This window comes from Bacillus sp. N13C7 (assembly GCF_026790065.1).
In the GTDB taxonomy this organism is placed as follows: Bacteria; Bacillota; Bacilli; order Bacillales; family Bacillaceae; genus Bacillus.
Genome location: NZ_JALAMO010000014.1, coordinates 79,511 through 102,333, shown reverse-complemented (window position 1 = coordinate 102,333; position 22,823 = coordinate 79,511). Strand labels below are relative to the sequence as shown.

Below are 22,823 nucleotides of genomic sequence, written 5' to 3'. Positions count from 1 at the left end.
GCGCATATCAACGTGCACGGCTTTATCATTCTTAAGATTGTTTTTTCTTTGTTTCAAGCAGGTTGGCAAGAAAATAGGTTTTATAGCTTTGAAGCTTTCTTCCTTCATGGTGCGTGATCCCCTGCTTTTTTAATTCTGCCACATACCAGCCTTTACTGCCGTAATGCATGTCAGAAAACTCCTTTCCCTATCTGATTTCTAAACGATTGGCATTGTAACATCCATAAAAAGATGCTGAAAAGAGATGCGGGAAAAACTGAGCCTTTCGAACTAGATGTACGAATGTTCTTCTGTATGTATATGCGGAGCAAAAGCCGAATATGATTTAATGGCCGGTCAATTTGAGCATGACAACGCCAAATGTCATAATGGCGAAAACAACGCCGATATATGTGAGCATCCCGTTTTTTTTCTTTACGCCGTAAACGGTCATAATGATGCCTTCAATGAAAAAAATAATGCCGAAAATAATAAACCACATGCAGATAAAGGCTCCTTTCACAGACATAATAGTAGTGTAGCATATCTGGAAGAGACGGGCTGTGACAATATCAAGAAAGCCAGGCAGCATATGCGCCCGGCTCATGTTTTATTGTTTATCAACCAATTTGACCAGCAGCTGTGCCAAATGTTTTTTCTCATCTTCGTCCGCAACGCTCCAAAGCTCTTGCAGCAGCATTTCTTCACTGTTTTGCGGCTCTTCATGCTTCGCGAGGTAGTCTCCCAGGATCGCGGCGCTTTTCACAAGCTTGCCGTCATCCAATCCCAGCTTTTTGCCTCGGTTCACTTGTTTTTTTAAGTAGTCCTTAAATTCCTCGAAGTCTTGTAAAATGTCTTCTTTTGTTATGCCATGCATTGCGTTCAATTCGTTTTCAATTTGGATTTTTTCTTGATCTCTGTTCATTGCAATACCTCCTCCTGCAGAATAGTGATGTTTTACCTGCAATTGGAGGAGGTTAAACATGCCGGCAGTCCGGAATATGTTTTACAGCTTTGTCAGGATAATCGGTTCGTCCTTTGTGATGACGATGGTGTGTTCCACTTGGGCAACCATGCTCTTGTCAGGTGTCTTGAACGTCCAGCCGTCTCCAGCTTCAACAATGGTTTCTGCTTTCGTTGAAATAAACGGTTCGAGCGCGATGACTGTGCCGTTTTTGAAAAGCGCGTTATCAAATGGATCATAATAGTTCATGATGTGATTTGGCGCTTCATGCAGGCTTCTGCCAATTCCGTGCCCGGTCAGGGTTTTGATGACGGTAAAGCCTTGAGAGCGTGCCTCATGATAAACGGCTCTTCCGATTTGGTTTTGGCGCTTACCCGCTTTTGCCTGCTGCAGCCCCTTTTGAAAAGCGTCTTCCGCACATTGGCAAAGCTTATGAAGGCGTTCTTCTCCTTCACCGAGCACAAATGAGACGCCTGTATCGGAATAGAAACCTCCAAATTCTGCTGAGATGTCAATGTTCACAAGATCTCCCGCTTTTAATATTTTGGAGGTGCTTGGTATGCCGTGAGCCACTTCATCATTTACGCTGATGCATGTCACACCCGGAAAGTCGTATTCCTTCTCAGGAGCGGAAACAGCGCCGTGCTCATCAAGCACCGCTTTTCCGATCAGGTCAAGGTCTTTAGTGCTCATGCCGGGCTCTGCTTTCCGTTTCATTTCTTCACGTGCAAGCGCCACAATTCTTCCGATTTTTTTCAGGCCTTCTAATTCTTGATCGTTTGTTACAATCATCTGTCATTCCCGCTTTCTTTTTAAATAATCTAGTTTAAGCTTACCACAATTGTCTTAAAAATAGGAAATACACGAACCTGGGAAAAAAGAAATACGGCCGGGAAAATTGGTATAGATCACTAGATATCCTATATGGTATATTTGAACAAAAAGGGTATGAGGGGGATGGGTATGCTTTCATTTTTACAAAAGCTCGGGAAGTCATTTATGCTCCCGATTGCGGTTCTGCCTGCGGTTGGAATTATCCTGGCGCTTGGCAGGGAGGATGTATTTAATATCCCGTTTATCTATCAAGCAGGGACGGCGGTTTTTGATCATCTTCCGCTTATTTTCGCGATCGGTATTGCCATTGGAATTTCAAAGGACAGCAATGGGGCCGCAGGTTTATCAGGGGCGATATCGTACTTGATGCTTGACGCGGCGACAAAGACAATTGATAAAACAAACAATATGGCGGTGTTTGGGGGAATCATTGCGGGGTTAATTGCCGGTTATACGTATAATCGCTTTAAGAATACAAAGCTGCCTGAATATCTCGGATTTTTCAGCGGCAGACGGCTTGTGCCAATTGTAACCGCTATTATCACGATCATTTTAGCCGGTATTTTCGGAATCGTCTGGCCTCCGATTCAATCGTGCATTAATGCGTTTGGAGAATGGATGCTGGGACTCGGCGGCATCGGGGCTGGCATATTCGGCCTATTCAACAGGCTGTTAATACCGCTTGGCCTTCACCACGTGCTGAACAATATTTTCTGGTTCCAATTTGGAGAATATAACGGAGTGACAGGGGATCTGGCACGCTTTTTCGCAAAAGATCCGACAGCGGGCACATACATGACCGGATTCTTCCCAATTATGATGTTCGGTCTTCCGGCGGCATGTCTGGCTATGGTTGTGACTGCCAAGCCGTCAAAGCGGAAAGCCACGGCGGGAATGATGATCGGGTTTGCCTTGACTGCGTTTATCACAGGGATTACGGAGCCGATTGAGTTTGCATTTATGTTTTTATCTCCGCTTTTATACGCTGTTCATGCGATCTTAACCGGGCTGTCTTTATTTATCGTCAACTGGCTCGGCATCCGTTCAGGTTTTTCTTTTTCAGCGGGAGCGATCGATTATGTGCTCAGCTACGGAATCGCAGAGAAACCGCTGCTTCTGCTTCTGGTAGGTATATGCTATGCGGCGGTATACTTTATCGTGTTCTATGTACTGATTAAAGCTTTGAACTTAAAAACGCCGGGACGGGAAGATGATGACGTGGATGAAGTGCTGGACGAAAATACGGTTCAGGATGTCAATGAAAACATCATGCTGAAAGGGCTCGGCGGAAAAGAAAACCTTCAAACCATTGACCATTGCGCCACAAGGCTGCGGCTGACTGTGAAGGATACCGCTTTAGTAAATGAAGCACTGCTCAAGAAAGCAGGCGCAAAAGGGGTGGTCAAATCAGGCGGGCAATCGGTTCAAGTGATCATTGGCCCGAATGTCGAATTTGCAGCGGAGGAATTGAGGGCTGCCATGAAATAAAAAAAGCAGAGAGGCTAGCCTCTCTGCTTTTTCTTATTTATCTTCATCATCTGTTGACGTTTCGGAAGAATCCTCGCCATGTTTTGTGTAATCATAATCAGAAGGGTTCACCTTCTTAAAGCCTTTCGGCTCGTAGAAACGCAGCAGGTCTCCATTTATGATTTTATCGGACATTTCAAGTTCCTTCTTGACGAGCGAGTCTTCTGATTTGTCGACTTCAGATTCATCAAGCTCTTTTCCGGTTTTCGTATCATAATACTTGCCGGATACTTTCGTATACTTCGGTGAAATAAAGTCTCCGTTACGGAACGGAATCACTTCACGATGTTCTTTCGATAAAATATCCGAACCGGACATCAGATAGTCTTTTGTATCCACTCCGAGCAAATGAAGAATGGTCGGAGCCACATCGACGTCTCCGGCATATTTATGAACCTTCTCGCCCTTCACACCGGCAGCGTGGATAAAGAGCGGCACCCGTTGAAGCTGGGCGTTGTCATAATCGGTGATTTCATCTTTGCCAAGCACTTTGGCCATCGCTTTATTGTGGTTTTCAGAGATGCCGTAGTGGTCTCCGTACATCACGATAATCGATTTATCATACAGCCCGTCTTTTTTCAGGTCATTGAAAAATTGTTCAATGGACTGATCAAGGTAATGGGCTGACTGGAAGTAGTTGTTGACGACAGAGTCACCAAAGTCTCCAGCCGGGAAGTCTGTATCCCCCTCATCCATTCCGAATGGGAAGTGGTTAGACAGGGTAATGAACTTCGTATAGAACGGCTGCGGCAGGCTTTCTAACAGCGGCATGGATTCCTTGAAGAACGGTTTGTCTTTCATGCCGTAGTTTTTCGTGTTTTCTTCGCTCATGTCATAGTAGGCAGAATCGAAGAACTTATCGATGCCTTCCGCTTTGTACATCTCGTTTCTGTTCCAGAACGTCTGCGTATTTCCGTGGAACGTAGCAGATGTGTAATCCTTAGACTTCAGAATCGCCGGAACAGATTGAAGCGTGTTTTGCGCTTTGTTGACGAAAACTGAACCTTGAGCCAGCGGGTACAGAGAGTTTTCCATCATAAATTCTGCATCGGATGTTTTACCTTGTCCCGTTTGGTGGAAAAAGTTATCAAAGTAGAACGTATCGTTATCATGTGCCAATTTATTTAAGAACGGTGTCACTTCTTTGCCGTTAATCTTATAGTCGATGACAAATGACTGAAGAGATTCAAGTGAAACGTAAATGACGTTTTTTCCTTCCGCTTTGCCGAAATACACATTATTCGGCACGTCGTAATTGGCTTTCATGTAGTTTTCAACTTCTGTTACGTCGCTTGAATCGGCAAGCGCACGCTGGCTGTTCGATTTGATATTCTGCACAGCGTCATAAATTGTAAAATTGTACGTTCCCAGGTATTTCACAAGATAATTTCGGTCGAATGATCTTGTCAGCAATTCAGGACGGTCTGATTCTGCAACTGCCAGGTTAATAAGGAAAACCAGAATCGAAGACGCAAGAACGATTCGGAACGATTTTTTGCTCGACGTTTCAACAGGCTTGTTCACTTTGATCGCCAAGATGATCAGAATAATCGTATCGATAAAGTAAAAGGCGTCAGTCGGTCTCATCAGCGAAAATGCGCTGTCACCGAGTTGGCCGCCGTTTGTTTTAGCCTGCATAATGACCGGAATTGTAATAAAATCATTGAAAAATCTGTAGTACACAATGTTTGCGTACAGTAAAAAAGACATTAAAAAATGAATCACTATAATGGCTGTCTGCTGTAATTTTTTCTTGAACAAGAGTCCAAAGCCAAGAAAGAACAAGCTTGAGCTGAGAGGATTCACAAAAAGCAATATTTTTTGTATCGTGTTGTCTATTCCTAAGTTGAAGTTAAGGACATAACCGACATACGTTTTGATCCATAACAGGACGACCGCAATTAAAAAGAAGGCCAGTCCTCTTTCTTTAATAAATGTTTTCATTGTTACACTCCTTTTTTCCGATCACAGTTCGAGCGAAACGATAGAAAAAACGAACGTATCAAATATAACACGAATCAGCTGATTAGAAAAGTGAAAATCGTACGATGGAGAAAGTGGCGAAAAACGCCGTCGAATCAACGTTTTCAGTACATATTGCCAAATGTAAAATAAGGTTTCTTCCTTGAAATAAAGGAATAAAATGGTACTTAAAGAACGATATGATAAAATATAAGCTATATTTGAAAAGAGGTGGAATGATGGATTTTTCCCATATTGTGTCTGAAGATAAAATTAAGCGCGCCATCAAAGACGGGGAATTTGAAAACCTGCCGGGGATGGGGAAGCCGCTGCCAAAAGATGACGCAGCACACTTGCCTGAATCGCTCCGCATGGGCTACCGTATATTGAAAAATGCAGGTATGGCAGAGGACGAGGGCGCACTCAAAAAAGAGCTTATGACGATCGACCATCTCATCGCAAAGTGCTATGACGAAAAAGAACGGGAGCAATTAATAAGAAAAAAAACTGAAAAGCAGATGATGCTCGATAAGCTTGTTGACAAAAAAGACATGTTTTCAAAACCTGCGTCGGCTTTTTATAAGAATAAAGTATATGATCGGCTTGGACGAAACAGACCTTCTTCCAGCTGATGTTTCCTGTCTGAAGGATGGCGATTGACTAAAGCCATCCTCTTTTTATATTCTAAGTTCTTTGTCAAAGGGTTTATGTTTTTTCATCTATGGGAAATGACCCATAAACGGAAAAAGGGTGATGGGATGGAACGATTATTGGAATGGTTAGAGCGTATATCTGATTGGCTGTGGGGACCGCCGCTGATCATCTTGCTGACGGGGACGGGGCTGTATTTTACTATTTTGCTGAAAGGCTTTCAATTTCGCTATCCTTTATACATTTTCAAACAGACCATCGGCAGCGTAGGGAAAAAGCCGAAGGGAGAGGGCACGGTCACACCTCTTCAGGCATTGACCTCAGCCCTCAGTTCAACAATCGGTGCAGCGAACATTGTCGGTGTCCCTGCCGCTATTATGTTTGGAGGCCCCGGAGCGGTTTTTTGGATGTGGCTGATTGCCTTATTTGCCATGGCGATTAAGTTTTCTGAAAGTGTGCTTGCTGTTCATTACAGAGAAAAAAATGAGCAGGGGGAATTTGTAGGGGGACCGATGTATTACATAACAAAAGGGCTGCGCATGAAATGGCTCGGCGTATTTTTTTCTGTTGCGCTGATTGTGGAGCTGATTCCAAGCATTATGGTTCAGGGACATTCAGTTTCGGTCTCTCTGGCCGAAACGTTTTCTTTCAATAAAATATACGCGGGAATCGGCATTGCGTTTTTGATCGGGTTAGTGGTGATAGGAGGGGTAAAGCGGATCGGAAAAGTAACAGAGTTTATCGTTCCTCTTATGGCAGGGGCATACGCGGGAGCCGGGCTCCTGATTGTTCTCATGAATCTATCCTCAGTGCCGGCGTTCTTCTCTCTCGTCTTTTCGAATGCGTTTACTTCTTCTTCAGCAGTTGGAGGATTCGCAGGTGCTGCACTGGCTGAAACCGTTCGCTGGGGATTTGCCCGCGGACTGTATTCGAATGAAGCCGGAATGGGAACAGCCCCGATTGCACATGCGGCGGCAATGACTGATCACCCTGTGAGGCAGGGGTTCTGGTCTGTAATTGGCATTGTCATTGACACCTTGATTATCTGCACCACGACGGCTTTTGTTGTTCTAGCATCCGGTGTCTGGACAGGGGAGAATGCTTCAAATGACCCGGCAGCACTGACGACGGCTGCATTTCAGCACTATTTTGGTTCTGGCGGAGGGTACTTCGTCTCGATTTCCCTCGTCTTCTTTGTTGTATCGACTATTATGGTAGTCATTTTTTACGGCGTGAAGCAAGCTGAATTTCTGTTTGGGCGGCTGGCAGGACATGTGATCAAATTCGCTTATTTGGCTGCTATCATCATAGGTGCCGCGGGCGGAGCAAAAGCCATCTGGGGCTTTCTGGACTTAGCATTGGCTTTTATCCTCGTTCCGAATGTGATTGCGCTGCTGTTATTAAGCAGAAAGGTAAAAGCGCTGTATACCGAATTTTTTACATCTGAACAGTATTATCTGAAAGATAAGGGAAAAACGAAACAAGATTCTGTGTATCAAACAAAAGAAGCCAAACATTCTTAGTGTTTTGCTTTAGCGCCGAACTTTGCTTTGCTTTTGATGATCAAATAGATGAATACAGGCAGCAAAAGAGAAATCACTACATTGATGAACGGTTTGATTCTGTTAAAGTCGATCAGCTGATTTGTATTTAGGAAAAACCAAAAGCTGCATACGAGCGAAAACATGCCGGTTGGTGTATACATGGCTTTCAGGTCGATTTTTGAGTGCAAGAAGGAAAGTCCGTATACCACAATATAAAGCGAACCGGCTATCTTCACCATAATGACCGGAATCCATAAGGCCGCGATGATGAGATCTGATCGATCCAGGAAATCCGTAATGCGGATCTGCCTGATCACCATATAGGCAGGATCAAAGAAAGTAGATGTCAGATTGGGACCGAAGACTGAAATTGAAGAAAATAACATCACGGCAAGGAATAAAGCGCCCAGCAGTATTGCAATAATGGTGTGTTTCAGCGGGACGCTTCTGTTTGAAAAGAGAAGTGGGAGGATGATCAATTCTCCCATTGTGCCGAACGCATAAAAGCTTGATTGAAGGTATTGGATCGGCCCTTCAAAGACCGGCGTTACATTTTGCAGCTCAATTTGTGTGGCCAGTGTAAGGGGAAGAAGCAAAATCAAGGTGCCGAATGGAAATAAAAAAATCTGCGCCATTCTTGTCAACGTTTCTTTTCCCTCTCTGGCAATACAGATCGCCACAAAGATAATAACGCCGCCAAGAACAGCCATTGGTGTTCTCGGCAGAAATAAAATGTTAATTAAATTGATGAAAAAACGTATATCATGAGCGTTGATTAACAGGAAATATAAAGAAAACAGGAAAATAATAAACCGGCCGGCGATTGGCGAAGAGCGGCTCAATAGCTGATAGATATTTTGATCCTGATGCTTTTTCATCAGCCTGTGCATAAGCCAGAGCGCCGGAAAGACCAAGATGACGCCTAGGATATAGCTGTGCCAGGCGTTTTGTTTTGCCGATTCGATCATGAGGATCGGGGCATGCTTCAGTCCAACCGCTAACGTATAAAGCGCTCCGAAAAATAACCCTTGGTATGCAGAGGTCTTATCCATAAAGCACATCCTTTCTGTCATGTTCAAAACGTTATATATTTAAACAGGTGACCCAGCCGCGGAAGCAGGGGATTCACTCTCAAATAAATCCACAGAAAAGCACTTCCTGCTATCAGCAAGCTGAAGGCCCATTTCGTTGCTGCGGTAGCGGAACGAAAATTCTTCCATTCATATACGTAAATGGCAATGCACACAATCACTGTCTGTACGATATAGCTGATCATGCTGGCGCACCTCCATTAATGGCTGATCGTTTTATACAAGACACCGCCTTGCTCAATCGTCACAATTGGGTTGACGTGAATCTCCATGTCCTTGTAGACCTCATCCCATTCCTTTCTCAGCAGATCCTTCGTGATGTCCATGCTTCTTATCGTTTGGTCTTGGAAGCCGGCCGGGTCCGCCTTTAGCTTTTGAAGCCGATGAACGGTGCTGATCACGTCTTTTTTAACAGCTCTGTTTAAAGCTTTTTGTATGATGTAAAAATGGTCATTCTCTCTCGTCTCATAAGTGGATTGGTTTTCCATAATAATTCCTTTGGCTCTGATCTCGATTGTCATCGACAGCTTTCCGTTTTTTTCAGCCGCATGAAAGGATGCATTGGACTTTTGAAGCTGAATGGACGCTTGCCCCATTTGATTGGGCAGGTCTAGGATGAATTCTGGCTGCCGTGCTTGATTCAGCAACATCAGGGCTGCTGTCATGTGTTCGTCTTTGAAAATATCCATCAATCTGTCCTTTTTAAAGATCGCAAGTCCGTCAATCTTCAAATTGGGCTTGCCTTTCCCTCCAGGCTTTGTTTTAGATGCGGAGATGACCGGTGCATATGGATCACTGCCTTTTTCTACTAGGTCAGACATGAATCTGCTTAAAAAAACGGGGCGGCTCGTTGCCATAATGGCCAGCTCCCGAATCATTTCCGCCGAAAACTGTTCAAGCTGAACATCGGTGTTTAAAATGTCCCGCGCTTCTCCCCGGCTGATTAAAAGAAGCGCCGTTAATCTGTTCTGCGGATTTCGCGTTAACATATCAAAGACTGGGGCGACGCCGTCCCTTGCCATATCCTCTCCAATCACGACCGTACGCCTGTGGGACGTATTGATCATCCGGGACAAGGAAGTTTGCAGCTTGCTGTTTGCTTCCTTAATCGTAGTGCCCGAAGCTGAATCCACATACCATGTCTTTGAACCGGCAGTTCCGCCTCCTCCACCTGTTTGTCCACCTAATTTGCCAACCAAGGGAATTTGCATGGCTACTCGGTACTGATCTTTTTTCTTATCAATTGCAGAGCTGACGACAAAGGCGATGTCATTGATTTCTGTACGGTCCCAGCACCCTGTTAGAAGGATACAAACGAGAAGCGGCACAACACACTTATATATTGTTTTCTTCATCTTGAGGATCCTCTCTTTTCGCTCCCTTCTGTCCATTGCCGCGCGAATACGTGCCCGGCCTTCTGGTCATCGTCCACCACGGCGCCCGAACAAAAATATCTTTCACTTCCTCTCGTTTAAACGGAGAAATCCCGGATAAATAAGGAATGCCGAAAGATTGCAGCTTGCATAAATGGAGCACTAAGAGAATTGTGCCGAGCATAATGCCGAATATCCCGAAAATACTCGCCAAAAACATAAATGGGAAACGAAGCATCCTGATGGAGATGGCTAAATTAAACCGCGGAATCGTAAAGGAGGCGATTCCTGTTAACGATACGATGATCACCATCGGAGCTGACACAATTCCCGCCTCAACTGCGGCTGTCCCGATGACCAGTGCGCCGAGAATGCTGACGGTCTGGCCGATGGTTTTCGGGAGGCGCACCCCCGCTTCACGGAGAGCCTCAAAGGAGATTTCCATAATCAATGCCTCCACGATGGCGGGGAAAGGAATCGGTTCACGCGCAGATGCCACGCTGAACATTAAGTTTGTCGGCATTAAGTCCTGATGGTATGTAATAACGGCAACATAAATAGCCGGCAAATATAAAGCAACGAATAAAAACATATAGCGAAGCCAGCGGATTAAGTTAGACATCAAATAACGCTCATAGTAGTCTTCACTGGCCTGCATCAGCTGCCAAAACGTAATTGGGCCTGTTAAGACAAAAGGCGTATTATCTGTAAAAATGGCAAAACGGCCTTCGAGCAGCTGGGCGGCAACGGTATCGGGCCTTTCCGTGTATTGCAGCTGGGGGAAAGGAGAGTACGTGTCGTCCTCGATAAACTCCTCAATATATCCGCTTTCTAACACGGAATCAATCTTGATGTTTTTGATTCTCTTTTTCACTTTGTCAATGACCTTTGGATCCGCAAGCCCGTCAATATAGGCCAAGACAATGTCGGTTTTGGTTTTGGTGCCGATTTTAAAAGAGAGCATTTTGAGCTGAAACGTTTTGACCCGAAAGCGCACAAGGGCTGTATTAACCCTGAGGCTTTCAGTGAAGCCCTCTCGCGATCCTCTGATGGTCGATTCCGTTATCGGTTCTTCGATGCTTCTTCTTTGCCCGCCTTTTATTTTTAAGATCAGGCATTTTGAATGTTTGTCGGCAAATAAAACCGCGTTTCCTTCAATGATGGATGAAGCCACTTTAGATAAGCTTGTTTCTGCCGTGACGCTTGAAATCGATAGTGTATTTTGCAGCGCTTCTTCATGTTCTTCTATCTGGTCTGTCAAATGCCTTAAGAAAGGACGGAGAGCGTGATCCTGTATGTGTTCAGATTTTACAATTCCTTCGATATAAACAATAAATCCACACAGTCCGCTTCCAAAATCAAATTGTCTAAAAACAATGTCTGAGCAGCCTTCTGTTAATAAAGTCAGATGATCGAGGTTTTCCTTCAAATCGGGAGAAATCGGCCTGTCCTGATTGTCTTCAAGCTCTTTGATGAGCTGCAGCGCTTTGTCGTGTTTATTCATGAGGGTCACCCTGCTTTTTCAATGTCTTTATTTAATAAGTGCTCGTGACTTTTAGGGTAACCTTGTCTGTTTCAGATATTCCGGACTAGGATGAAAGCGCTATAAAAAATTGTTGACTGCATGTATATACAAGAATACAATATAATCATAAGTTGTATATACAAGTTATCAACGAATACGGAGGGGTTGGCATGGGGGAACTGAACAGATCGGCACGGCAGATTGTCGAAGCAGTCGGCGGTGCTGAAAATATTGCAGCGGCAACTCATTGTGTGACACGTTTGCGTTTTGCATTAATAGATGAGAGCAAGGTTGACCAAGAGGAACTTGATCAAATTGACGTTGTAAAGGGGTCGTTTTCGACAAACGGGCAATTTCAGGTCGTAATCGGCCAGGGAACGGTCAACAAAGTATATGCTGAACTGGCCAAGGAAACGGGGATTGGCGAGTCAACAAAGGATGAAGTGAAGAAGGCTTCAGAAAAAAATATGAATCCTTTTCAGCGTGCTGTGAAAACGCTTGCAGATATTTTTATTCCCATATTGCCTGCGATTGTCACGGCGGGCCTCTTGATGGGGATCAACAACATTTTAACGGCTCAGGGCATTTTCTTCAGCACCAAATCGATTGTGCAGGTCTATCCGCAATGGGCTGATCTTGCTAATATGATTAACCTGATTGCGGGCACAGCCTTTACGTTTCTGCCTGCGCTAATCGGCTGGTCTGCGGTCAAACGGTTTGGCGGCAATCCGCTGCTTGGCATTGTGCTCGGCGTGATGCTCGTGCATCCTGATTTGCTGAACGCGTGGGGCTACGGGGCCGCAGAACAAAGCGGAAAGATTCCGGTATGGAATTTGTTCGGACTTGAGGTACAGAAAGTCGGATATCAGGGGCAGGTGCTTCCGATTTTGTTAGCCTCCTATATGCTGGCGAAGATTGAAGTATTTCTAACAAAGCGAACACCTGAAGGCATACAGCTGCTCGTCGTCGCACCGATAACGCTACTTGTAACAGGCTTTGCCTCTTTTATTATTATCGGTCCGGTTACATTTGCGATTGGAAATGTGCTGACTTCAGGGCTTATCTCGGTGTTTGGTTCTTTTGCCGCGCTGGGCGGTTTGTTATATGGCGGTTTCTACTCGGCGCTCGTAATTACCGGCATGCATCACACGTTTCTGGCAGTCGACCTGCAGCTCATCGGCTCAAAGCTTGGCGGCACATTTTTATGGCCGATGCTGGCGCTTTCTAATATCGCGCAAGGTTCGGCTGCACTGGCCATGATGTTTATTGTGAAGGATGAGAAACAAAAAGGCCTCTCCCTCACATCAGGGATTTCTGCATATTTAGGCATTACAGAGCCTGCCATTTTCGGGGTGAATCTTCGGTACAGGTTCCCGTTTATTATTGCGATGATCAGCTCAGGGCTGGCCGGAATGTATATTTCTTCTCAAGGTGTGCTGGCAAGCTCCGTCGGTGTCGGCGGCGTGCCGGGGATTTTCTCAATCATGAGCCAGTACTGGGGGGCGTTTGCTATCGGGATGGCTATTGTATTGATCGTGCCGTTTGCCGGAACATACGCGTATGCGAGATTCAAACATAAATAACCAATGGGGAGCGGGGCGTGTTGAACGTTCCCTTTTCCCGTTGTCAATTTAAATATGGTGGTGGAGACAGATGAAAACAGAACAAACGCCATGGTGGAAAAAAGCTGTGGTCTATCAAATTTATCCGAAAAGCTTTAACGATACGACAGGAAACGGTGTCGGAGATCTAAACGGCATTATTGAAAAGCTTGATTACTTAAAAACACTTCAGGTGGATGTGCTTTGGCTGACACCGATTTATGATTCACCGCAGCATGATAATGGATATGATATTCGTGATTATTACTCGATTTATCCTGAATACGGGACGATGGAGGATTTTGAGCGGCTAGTGTCCGAAGCGCATAAAAGAGACCTGAAAGTCGTCATGGATCTTGTTGTCAACCATACGTCAACAGAGCACAAATGGTTTCGAGAGGCAATTTCTTCAAAAAACAGCCCGTACCGTGACTTTTATATATGGAAAAACCCGCAGGAAAACGGTGCTGCCCCGACGAACTGGGAATCGAAATTCGGCGGCTCAGCCTGGGAGCTTGACGAAGCATCGGGCCAATACTATTTGCATCTGTTTGATGTGACGCAGGCTGATTTGAATTGGGAAAATGAAGAGGTCAGAAAGCATGTCTATGACATGATGCATTTTTGGTTTGAAAAGGGAATAGACGGCTTCAGGCTGGATGTCATCAACCTGATTTCTAAGGATCAGCGCTTTCCGAATGCGGAAGATGGTGGCGACGGCCGTTCCTTTTACACTGACGGCCCGCGGGTGCACGAATTTCTGCATGAAATGAACGAAAGGGTGTTTTCCCTTTATAACAGCATGACGGTTGGTGAGATGTCTTCAACCACGGTAGATCATTGCATCCGGTATACGAATCCCGACAATAAAGAACTTGATATGACGTTCAGCTTCCATCATCTCAAGGTTGACTATCCAAACGGTGAAAAATGGGCCTTGGCGCCGTTTGACTTTTTGAAGCTGAAGGAGATCCTCTCCGAGTGGCAGACGGGGATGCACGCTGGAGGAGGATGGAATGCTCTGTTCTGGTGCAACCACGATCAGCCGCGCGTTGTATCAAGATATGGAGATGACGGCGCATACAGGGTGAAATCAGCGAAAATGCTTGCGACCGCCATTCACATGATGCAGGGCACGCCTTATATTTATCAGGGCGAGGAGCTGGGGATGACAAATCCGAAGTTTACTGACATCAGCTCCTACCGGGATGTCGAATCGCTGAACATGTATCACGCCTTTAAGGAAAAGGGAATGGCTGAACAAGAGATCAATGCGATTTTACAGGCGAAGTCCCGAGACAATTCCAGAACGCCTGTTCAATGGGATGCTACGGAGAATGGCGGTTTTACAACGGGCACACCATGGATACCGGTTGCCGGCAACTATCGGGAAATCAATGCCGAAGCGGCGCTGAAGGACCAAAACTCGGTGTTTTACCATTATCAAAAGCTGATTCAGATTCGTAAAACGTATGACATAGTGACAGATGGGACGTATGAGTGCATTGCAAAGGATGACCCGAACATTTTTGCGTATCTCAGACACGGCAGCAATGAAAAGCTGCTTGTGATCAATAATTTTTACGGAAGAGAGGCAGCCTTTACACTGCCGGACTCTATAAAGCCTGACGAATGGAAGGCAGAGGTGCTGCTGACGAACGATGATGTGAGGGAACAGCTGCAGAACATGACGCTCCGTCCGTATGAGTCCATTGTTTATCGTTTAACGAAACCGTGTTAAACTAAGCTGGGTGGTCCATAATGAAGGTGAACAAATTCATCACAATCTATAAAGACATCGCACAGCAAATTGAAGGCGGCCGATGGAAAGCGGAGGAGATTCTTCCCTCTGAACACGAGTTGGCCGCACAATACAGTACATCGAGAGAAACGGTCCGAAAGGCGCTTCACATGCTTGCGCAAAACGGCTATATCCAGAAAATCAGAGGGAAGGGCTCCGTCGTCCTCAACCGTGAAAAAATGCAATTTCCCGTATCAGGCCTTGTCAGCTTCAAGGAGCTCGCGCAAACGCTTGGCAAAGAAACGAAAACAACTGTACACAAATTCGGGCTGGAGCCTCCGTCAGAGCTCATCCAAAAACAGCTTCGGGCTCAGCCGGAAGACGATATTTGGGAGGTCATCAGGTCAAGAAAAATTGACGGGGAACATGTGATTTTGGACAAGGATTACTTTTTTAGAAAGCATGTGCTGCACCTGACGAAAGAAATTTGTGAAAACTCTATATATGAATATATAGAAGGGGAACTGGGTCTTTCAATCAGTTATGCCCAAAAAGAAATTGTTGCCGAGCCGTGTACGGATGAAGACAGGGAGCTGCTTGATTTACGCGGCTATGACCATATGGTCGTGGTGAGAAACTACGTCTTTTTGGAGGATACGAGCCTGTTTCAATATACGGAAAGCAGACACCGCCTGGACAAATTCCGATTTGTCGATTTTGCTAGGCGGGGAAAATGAAAGTAGCGCCTGCCTGCGGCAGCGCGCTTTTTTTGTTGGTATCAAAATTGATACTATCCAACAAAAATGTGCGTACTTTTACTTTTTATCATAATGGCTACAATAGAGATGAGAGTAACCAAAAGGAGAGGTGTTTAACATGGCAGATCTAAAGAAACAAATTCTCGATGCATACCATTTCAGACATGCAACAAAGGAATTTGACCCGAATAAAAAAGTATCAGACAGTGATTTTGAATTTATTTTAGAAACAGGAAGACTGTCTCCGAGCTCACTTGGCCTTGAGCCTTGGAAATTTGTCGTCGTGCAAAATCCGGAATTCCGCGAGAAGCTTCGCGAATACACATGGGGCGCACAAAAGCAGCTTCCGACCGCAAGCCATTTCGTCCTGATTCTTGCGCGTACAGCGAAGGATATCAAATATAATGCGGATTACATCAAACGTCATTTAAAAGAAGTAAAACAAATGCCTCAGGACGTATACGAAGGCTATCTCAGCAAAACAGAAGATTTCCAGAAAAATGATTTGCATTTGCTTGAAAGTGATAGAACACTGTTTGACTGGGCATCCAAACAAACCTATATCGCGCTTGGCAACATGATGACTGCCGCTGCGCAAATCGGTGTTGATTCTTGCCCTATCGAAGGCTTCCAGTATGACCACATTCACCGCATTCTTGAAGAAGAAGGCCTGCTGGAAAACGGAAGCTTCGATATTTCTGTGATGGTGGCGTTCGGCTACCGTGTGAGAGACCCTCGCCCGAAAACAAGATCTGCTGTTGAAGATGTTGTGAAGTGGGTGTAATAAAGAAAGCTGCTCGATAACGAGCAGCTCTTTTTTATGCCTGATTCGCTTTATTCTGTTTTCTTCTCTGATGCCAGTACATAGCTGTTCCGAGTGCACTGATCAGAAATCCGGCCAAGAGGATCGAGTACGTGGAGGTGGCTGTGTCCGGTAGCAGGCCGCCAGCCGGGTCGTCTGCACCTGATCCGCCCGATCCGTTTCCTCCAGAGCCGTTTGTCGGTTCAGTGCCGGGCGGTGTATCATGTCCTCCGTTTCCATCAGTCGGCTGTTTTCCGCCGGGTTTGTCGGAGCCTCCGCCATTGTTGCCGTCATCACCGCCTGTCGGCTGATCGGTTGGGAATGCCGGCGGTTTGTTGTTTTCACCGGAATTTAAGATCGTGTATTCGCTGAAGTGGTTTGTATATCCTGTCACCATATCATTGTCAACTGATCCGTTTTCTGTCTTTGTGAATGCTTTCTTTTTCCGGTCAACATGGTAAATCGCAGGGTTATGGGCTTCTTCAATATCAAACATGCGAAGCGAAAGCTGCACAGGCTCCTTGAATGATTTTATTTCTTTTCCTTTTTGTTTCACTGTAAAGTCATATACATCTGCCAGTGAAACATTCAATTCTCCCGTAGATTTGATCCCAATTGCAGTATCGGCGGTTTTGAGATTTGCCATTGGCAGCTTCATGCTGTACCAGTAGTTGAACACCGTCAATGAAGGATCTGACTCTCTTTCTTTTAAACGTTTGACCTGGTCTTTTTTCACTTTTAGATTAATAGGCTTCTCTTGAGATCCTTCAGGTGTTTCATAATAGACAAACGGCGTATTTGCATTTTTAGCATAAATCTCAAATTTGTCCTCATCAAGTGTCCAGCTGCCGTCCTTCTGCTTTGTCGGCAGGAAGACTTCTTTGATGCGTCCTTCGATTTTAGGAGAGACCTTGTTTCCTAGTTTTTTCAGCTGTTCAGTGAAAATCTCATAATCCACGTAGCCAAGGTCTTCACCATGGGATGCCTTTGTGAAGACAGAGTATCCGTCTCCTCCAGCGCCGACAAAATTATTCGTTGCCACGCGGTAGGTATCATCCGTATTCAGATCAACTTTGTCTCCGTTAGGCGATTCGACTTTCGCGTCTAAAACACGGTGTCCAGGTTCGTTGTTTAAGGTAAAGGTATATTCGATTCCGGCCACCTGAGGGAAGGCGCCGCCTCCGTTTTCCACATTGCTTAAGCCTTGTTCAAGGGCTTCTTTGATTTGCTTTCCGGTCAAATCGGCCACGTAAAGCGTGTTGCCGAACGGCATCACGTTCAGCACCTCGCCGAGTGTGATGTCGCCTTTGTCAATGCCGGCTCTGATGCCGCCGCCATTTGTTATCGCGATTCTGGCGCCGGCTGCTTCTTTCGCTTTTGCCAGCATGCCGTCCGCAATGAAGTTTCCGAGATTGGTTTCCTTCGTGCGCACATGCTCACGCTGGCCGTCAAGCGCGACATCCGTGTAGCCGACTTTTTCATTTTTCACGTCCTCTAATTCAGTTTTGAACTGATCGAGCTCTTTTTTTGCTTCTGCGTTTTCTTCTGTATGTTCATCAATCGGCAGCACGCTCAGATTTGATTTGTCTGTTTGCACCACACCGTTTTCATCAAACGCGACATCAACACGTCCCAAGTATTGGCCGTATTCTTTGGCCTGCGCCACGATCGTCGGCTCTTCGTTGTCCACGACCTCCATTTTATCAACGAGGGTGTGGGTGTGTCCGCCGATGATCAAGTCAATGCCTTTAACTTTTTTGGCTAGCTCAAGGTCTCGGTTATGCCCGATATGGGTTAAAGCAATAATTTTGTTTACTTTTTCTTCTTCTTGAATCGCTTTGACGGTGTTTTGTGCTGTTTCAAAGGCATCATTGAAAACGATGCTTTTGCCCGGGCTTGATGTGGTGGCCGTATCTTCGGTTGTCAGTCCGAATACGGCGACCTTCTCACCGTCAACATCTAACAGAATGTAAGGGTGGATGCCGGGCTCTTTCTTTTCACCTGCCTTAAAGGTTTGCGGCTTTTTGACATACGATGCAAGCTTAGGCTCATTTGACACATCTACGTTAGCGCTGACGAACGGAAATTCAGGTGCTTCAAAGTGATAGCGGTTCGCCGGGTCGACGGTTGTGCTGTTTCCGCTGAGAAAATCAGAAAGCACTGCCGGCCCTTTATCAAACTCGTGGTTTCCGAAGGTCATGGCGTCATAGCCCATCATATTCATCATTTTCAAATCGGCTAAACCGTTCCATTTTGTGAAATACAGATCCCCGGAAAACACGTCTCCTGCATCAAGGAGAATGTGATGGTCTGTTTCATTTCGTACTTCGTTAATTTTCGTCATTCGTCTCGCTGCGTTATCGAGGTGGGCGTGCGTATCATTGGTGTGCATGACAGTCAGGTCCCACAGTCCGTCTTTAGGAGGATCAGGAGCTGGGTCATCATCGAATTGCAGCTTGTACACACCATAGCCATTATTTGCAGATTCGCCTACATAAGCGACATCGTCTGCTTTATCGGCAAACGGCTTGGCCAAAAGCGAGGATTCAAACGTCAAATTGGTTCCGGAAACAGGCGCGATTGACCAGTTATTGTCTGCTTTTGGATTAACTGTTTTTTGTTCGATAATATAATCCATCAGCACCTGCCTGTTTTCAACCGCAGAGCCGTGAACAATCTTATCGCTCGTCAGGTGAGGGAATCCGCCGCCTCCGGACGCACGATAATTATTGGTGACAACGAGAAATTCCTGGTTTGGGCTGATCGGTTTGCCTTCATAGAAAAGATTGATGATCCGGGATGAGTTCGCATTGATCACTTTTCCGTTCTCATCGTATTTCGCCGGTTTTGTGACATCTACCTGATAGGTGACGCCGTCCATCACGTCAAAATTATAGGAGCGGAAATTCTCATTCAGCAAGGCTTGATCCCCGCCTTTTGACGGATCAATTTGATTGAACTGGCCAGCTGCCATCTCCAGCCAGTCCTTGACTTCGCTTCCTGTCAGCTTGACGATCTGAACGGTATTATCGTACAAATACAAGTCACCGACGTTTTTAATGGCGAGATCACCGGCCGGAATGTTCGTATAGTAGTTGGCTCCGTTTCTGCCGCCTGCTTTAAACGGCGCTCCGGCGGATAAAATCGGCAGGTCCTTGTACTCGGTATCCTTCATCTCTTTTACGGCATACCATTTTTGCGCATCGGTCACAATCTGAATGGATGGGTCATCTTTGACCTGTGCAAAGAAGCTGTTAATATCTGCTTCTGTTTTGCCGACCGGTTTTCTGACATATTCCAATGTGTTTTGGTGTGTTTGCTGAATGGTGCTTGTGACGGTTTCATTTCGTGATGTGACATTGCCGGCAATGGATTCAATACTGCCTTTGGAATCTGCCACCTTCCATGAGCCGTCCGTCTTTTCAAGTTTGAGGTCTATCACGCCTAAGTATTTGCCCCAGCTGCTCGGCATGACGACAGGAATGCCGTTAATGGTCCCTTTTTCAACATCGAATTGGGCAGCACCCGCATACTCGGCGGATGGGAAGAGTCCGTGCTGATGGCCCGAGATGATGGCGTCAATGCCTTTCGTTTTGGTGGCAAGGTCAAACACGGCATTTTCTGCGCCTGACGATTGAGCCTGCTTTTCAATGCCGGTGTGGGCGAGGGCAATAATAACCTCTGCGCCTTCCGCCTTCATTTTCGGAATCGTTTCATTGGCGGATTCTACGATATCCTGCACCTGCACCTGACCTTCGAGATTCTTTCTATCCCACGTCATGATTTGCGGCGGGACGAAGCCTATGTAGCCAACCTTTACTTTCTGTTCTTGGCCGTTTTCGTCAGTGACGGTTTTTTCTTTAATGACATACGGCGTAAAACGATTTTCACCGTTTGTTGTTTTGACGTTGGCATTTACAATCGGGAAATCGGCTCCCTTGATCGTGCCGTCGAGAAAATCGAGCCCGTAGTTGAATTCATGATTGCCCAGTGTGCCGGCGTCGTATTTCAGCGCATTCATCACGCTGATGATCGGGTGGGTTTTCGAGCCGGAGATAATGTCGTTTTTTTCATATTTCACCGCGTATTCACCCAGCGGATTCCCTTGGATCAAGTCGCCATTATCAACGAGCAGGGTGTTTGGGTTTTCCTGGCGGTGCTTTTGGATCAGCTGGGCCGTCCTCGCCAGCCCGAAATCCGCCGTTTCTTTGTCGCTGTAGTAATCGTAATCCATCATGTTGGCATGAATATCAGTCGTGGCCAAAATACTCAGATGCACTTGAGGAGCCGCGCTTTCTTCTGCATGAATGGGTGGTGTTGGGAGGATTAGGCTAAGTATCATAATTGGGGGCAAAAGAATACGGAGAATGTTACCGACGTGTGTTCGTCTTTTCTGTATTCTCACCAGTTCTCCACCTTTCAACGAAATTTGTGTTACAGCTCCTATTGTAAGAATATTTTGTAACTATTTGTAGGTGTTTCTTTATGATTATTGTAAAAGGGAGAAAAATGAGTATTATGTAATGGCATCTATCGATGAATTTTGGGTATTTATGCTTAGTGTATGCCGGATCTGAAGAATGTTTATTTTAGTGTGGCTGGGGTAGAGTGTTTTATGTAGTCATATTAAGCGGGAGGTTATGAATCATGGGGAAAAAAATTGCAGTTGTTTTGACAGATTATTTTGAGGACAGCGAGTACACGGAACCAGCGAAAGCTTTTAAAGAAGCGGGACATGAACTGACTGTCATCGAAAACGAAAAAGGAAAAACAGTAAAAGGCAAGCAGGGGAACGCGGAAGTGACAGTTGACGCGTCCATTGACGATGTCAACCCTTCAGACTTTGATGCGCTTTTGATTCCAGGAGGATTTTCACCAGACCAGCTTCGCGCAGATGACCGTTTCGTCCAATTTACGAAAGCGTTTATGACTGACAAAAAACCGGTATTTGCGATTTGCCACGGCCCGCAGCTCTTAATCAACGCAAAAGCGCTCGATGGCCGAAAAGCGACAGGCTATACGTCTATTCGTGTTGACATGGAAAACGCGGGTGCCGACGTTGTGGACCAGGAAGTGGTCGTTTGCCAAAATCAATTGGTCACAAGCCGCACACCGGACGACATTCCGGCATTTAACCGCGAATCTCTCGCATTGCTTGAGAAATAAGAAAAACGGACGCCCAGGGCGTCCGTTTTTTATGAATGACAGCGTGGAGCAGCCGTCAGTTTTTTGTATCTGTAATACAGGAAGGCGGCTGCAGCTGTACCGATGACTGCTATGCCGAAGTCGAACATAAAGATATGGGCGGTGCCTCCCGCTTGTGCGATAAGCCCGGTGGCAATCGGCAGCAGAATCGACGCGAGGCTTGAAGCGGTAGCAACAATGCCGGTAACGGTTCCTTTTCGCTTCCAAAAAAGCTCTGTCATTAATGTAATGGTAATCTGAAACACACCCGCGGTTGAAAATCCTAAGAAAAAGGCGGTGATGTCCAGCACCAATGGCACATGAACCGTCAGCATAACCGCAAGCGTACATAACGTAATAACAGGATACAAGAGCGTAATCATGACTGGCTTAACCCATCTGTTCAGCAGAAGGGCTAATAATAAAACGGATGTCAGAGATCCTATACTGTAATAGCTCAGCAATTGCACGGATGCTGTTTCAGCTAAACCGGCAGCCTTTTGCGCGTAGCTCGGGAGCCAGATTTGAGAAACGGTAAATAAAGCCGTTGATGTAAAACCGATAATGATCAGTGCAGTGCCTTCTTTCTGAAAAACAGGTTCAGACAAGAAGGCGGGAGAATCCTGGTGGCCGCTGTTAGTTGGCTTCTCCTGTTTCTTAGGAAACGAAAGCGTTGATAAATAAACGATATTCAGCGCATACACTGCTGCCGGGAGATAAAAAGCAAATCCGTAAAACATGCTGTGGTCTGCTAAAAATGTGATCAAAAGCGGCAAAAGTGCGGCCCCGACAGACATAAAGGCTTTGACCAAAACATTCGCCGAGCCGGAAGCTTTCGGGAAGAGCTCGGTTAAAGCCGGATATGTTCCGGCGTCCATTGCTGAATTAGCGATTCCGGCTAATAAGGCGAACACAAACGCCAGTTCATAGCTCGGTGATAAAGGAATACCGACTAAAAAGACGGCCATAATTCCCGCAGAAGCGACAACAAGCGGCTTTCTTCCAATCTTATCTGACAAAACACCGGAAATGCCGTATGTCAGAAGCTTGCCGAACCCGATAGCGGCAATGACATAACTGATGCCGGTCGGATCGGTATTCCACTGTTTTGTTAAAGAGGACATATTGGATGCGAGAATGATGTTGACCATCCCCAGAAAGAAGTAGTTGATATACATTCCGGATGCAGTTTTAATAGATGTCGTTTTCATGCTTGTACTCCTTCAAATCTTTTTCGGGCATGACTGTTTTTTGATGTTATAGACGTTATGTCTTGGCCAGTCAATG

Annotated in this window: 19 protein-coding genes; 8 read left to right on the top strand and 11 right to left on the bottom strand. The window is 45.7% G+C overall.

Features of this window, described 5'->3' with window-relative positions; genetic code table 11:
* Positions 1-31: 31 nt before the first annotated feature.
* The 4 genes from MOB98_RS16105 to map form a co-directional block, all read right to left on the bottom strand.
* Positions 32-169 (bottom strand): YflJ family protein, encoded by a 138-nt coding sequence (locus MOB98_RS16105; RefSeq protein WP_003239885.1) that lies wholly within the window; start codon positions 167-169, stop codon positions 32-34.
* Positions 170-325: 156 nt separating this feature from the next.
* Positions 326-481: a hypothetical protein gene (locus MOB98_RS16100; protein ID WP_268361861.1), complete on the bottom strand. Its 156-nt coding sequence runs from the start codon at positions 479-481 to the stop codon at positions 326-328.
* A gap of 108 nt (positions 482-589) precedes the next feature.
* Positions 590-904 carry a DUF3243 domain-containing protein gene (locus MOB98_RS16095; RefSeq protein WP_268361858.1) on the bottom strand — a complete coding sequence of 105 codons (315 nt, stop codon included), beginning with the start codon at positions 902-904 and terminating at the stop codon, positions 590-592.
* Between the two features lie 81 nt (positions 905-985).
* A complete protein-coding gene (map, locus tag MOB98_RS16090; protein ID WP_268290837.1) occupies positions 986-1,735 on the bottom strand; it encodes a type I methionyl aminopeptidase in 750 nt (249 codons plus the stop codon).
* A 171-nt stretch (positions 1,736-1,906) separates the two neighbouring features.
* On the opposite strand from map, the gene nagE reads away from it, so the two are divergent.
* Positions 1,907-3,265 (top strand): N-acetylglucosamine-specific PTS transporter subunit IIBC, encoded by a 1,359-nt coding sequence (nagE, locus tag MOB98_RS16085; RefSeq protein ID WP_268361856.1) that lies wholly within the window; start codon positions 1,907-1,909, stop codon positions 3,263-3,265.
* Between the two features lie 33 nt (positions 3,266-3,298).
* Here the strand turns inward: nagE and ltaS are convergent, their stop codons facing one another.
* On the bottom strand, positions 3,299-5,248 hold the full coding sequence (gene ltaS, locus MOB98_RS16080) for a lipoteichoic acid synthase (protein ID WP_268425360.1): 1,950 nt from the start codon (positions 5,246-5,248) through the stop codon (positions 3,299-3,301).
* A gap of 257 nt (positions 5,249-5,505) precedes the next feature.
* Between ltaS and MOB98_RS16075 the strand changes: the two genes are divergently transcribed.
* Both MOB98_RS16075 and MOB98_RS16070 read left to right on the top strand, forming a co-directional pair.
* Positions 5,506-5,898, top strand: a complete 393-nt coding sequence (locus MOB98_RS16075) for a DUF1992 domain-containing protein (protein WP_268360962.1) — start codon at positions 5,506-5,508, stop codon at positions 5,896-5,898.
* A 126-nt stretch (positions 5,899-6,024) separates the two neighbouring features.
* Positions 6,025-7,440, top strand: coding sequence for an alanine/glycine:cation symporter family protein (locus tag MOB98_RS16070; RefSeq protein ID WP_268360960.1), 1,416 nt, complete (start codon positions 6,025-6,027; stop codon positions 7,438-7,440).
* Here the strand turns inward: MOB98_RS16070 and MOB98_RS16065 are convergent.
* From MOB98_RS16065 to MOB98_RS16050, 4 genes are read right to left on the bottom strand one after another with little or no spacing between them, the layout of a single operon-like run.
* Positions 7,437-8,513 carry an endospore germination permease gene (locus MOB98_RS16065; RefSeq protein ID WP_268360958.1) on the bottom strand — a complete coding sequence of 359 codons (1,077 nt, stop codon included), beginning with the start codon at positions 8,511-8,513 and terminating at the stop codon, positions 7,437-7,439. The two genes, MOB98_RS16070 and MOB98_RS16065, sit on opposite strands and share 4 nt — an antisense overlap.
* A gap of 23 nt (positions 8,514-8,536) precedes the next feature.
* Entirely contained in the window at positions 8,537-8,737 is a 201-nt protein-coding gene (locus tag MOB98_RS16060) for a hypothetical protein (RefSeq protein WP_044163621.1), read from the bottom strand.
* 15 nt (positions 8,738-8,752) lie between these two features.
* Positions 8,753-9,907: a Ger(x)C family spore germination protein gene (locus tag MOB98_RS16055; RefSeq protein WP_268360956.1), complete on the bottom strand. Its 1,155-nt coding sequence runs from the start codon at positions 9,905-9,907 to the stop codon at positions 8,753-8,755.
* A complete protein-coding gene (locus MOB98_RS16050) occupies positions 9,888-11,429 on the bottom strand; it encodes a spore germination protein (RefSeq protein ID WP_268360955.1) in 1,542 nt (513 codons plus the stop codon). The genes MOB98_RS16055 and MOB98_RS16050 overlap by 20 nt, the downstream gene beginning before the upstream one ends.
* Before the next feature lie 191 nt (positions 11,430-11,620).
* On the opposite strand from MOB98_RS16050, the gene treP reads away from it, so the two are divergent.
* The 4 genes from treP (at position 11,621) to MOB98_RS16030 (ending at position 16,334) form a co-directional block, all read left to right on the top strand.
* A complete protein-coding gene (treP, locus tag MOB98_RS16045) occupies positions 11,621-13,033 on the top strand; it encodes a PTS system trehalose-specific EIIBC component (RefSeq protein WP_268360954.1) in 1,413 nt (470 codons plus the stop codon).
* Positions 13,034-13,103: 70 nt separating this feature from the next.
* Positions 13,104-14,792, top strand: a complete 1,689-nt coding sequence (gene treC, locus MOB98_RS16040; RefSeq protein WP_268360952.1) for an alpha,alpha-phosphotrehalase — start codon at positions 13,104-13,106, stop codon at positions 14,790-14,792.
* Between the two features lie 20 nt (positions 14,793-14,812).
* Positions 14,813-15,529 (top strand): trehalose operon repressor, encoded by a 717-nt coding sequence (gene treR / locus MOB98_RS16035; protein ID WP_268360950.1) that lies wholly within the window; start codon positions 14,813-14,815, stop codon positions 15,527-15,529.
* 139 nt (positions 15,530-15,668) lie between these two features.
* The gene (locus MOB98_RS16030) at positions 15,669-16,334 is read left to right on the top strand and encodes an NAD(P)H-dependent oxidoreductase (protein WP_268360949.1); all 666 of its coding nucleotides are present in this window, start codon (positions 15,669-15,671) and stop codon (positions 16,332-16,334) included.
* 34 nt (positions 16,335-16,368) lie between these two features.
* On the opposite strand, the gene MOB98_RS16025 is transcribed toward MOB98_RS16030, so the two are convergent.
* Positions 16,369-20,757, bottom strand: a complete 4,389-nt coding sequence (locus tag MOB98_RS16025) for a multifunctional 2',3'-cyclic-nucleotide 2'-phosphodiesterase/3'-nucleotidase/5'-nucleotidase (protein WP_268360948.1) — start codon at positions 20,755-20,757, stop codon at positions 16,369-16,371.
* A 242-nt stretch (positions 20,758-20,999) separates the two neighbouring features.
* On the opposite strand from MOB98_RS16025, the gene yfkM reads away from it, so the two are divergent.
* Positions 21,000-21,518 carry a general stress protein 18 gene (gene yfkM / locus MOB98_RS16020; RefSeq protein ID WP_268360947.1) on the top strand — a complete coding sequence of 173 codons (519 nt, stop codon included), beginning with the start codon at positions 21,000-21,002 and terminating at the stop codon, positions 21,516-21,518.
* A gap of 29 nt (positions 21,519-21,547) precedes the next feature.
* Here the strand turns inward: yfkM and MOB98_RS16015 are convergent, their stop codons facing one another.
* Complete coding sequence (locus tag MOB98_RS16015) at positions 21,548-22,747, bottom strand: MFS transporter (protein ID WP_268360945.1); 1,200 nt, start codon at positions 22,745-22,747, stop codon at positions 21,548-21,550.
* Positions 22,748-22,823: the final 76 nt, after the last annotated feature.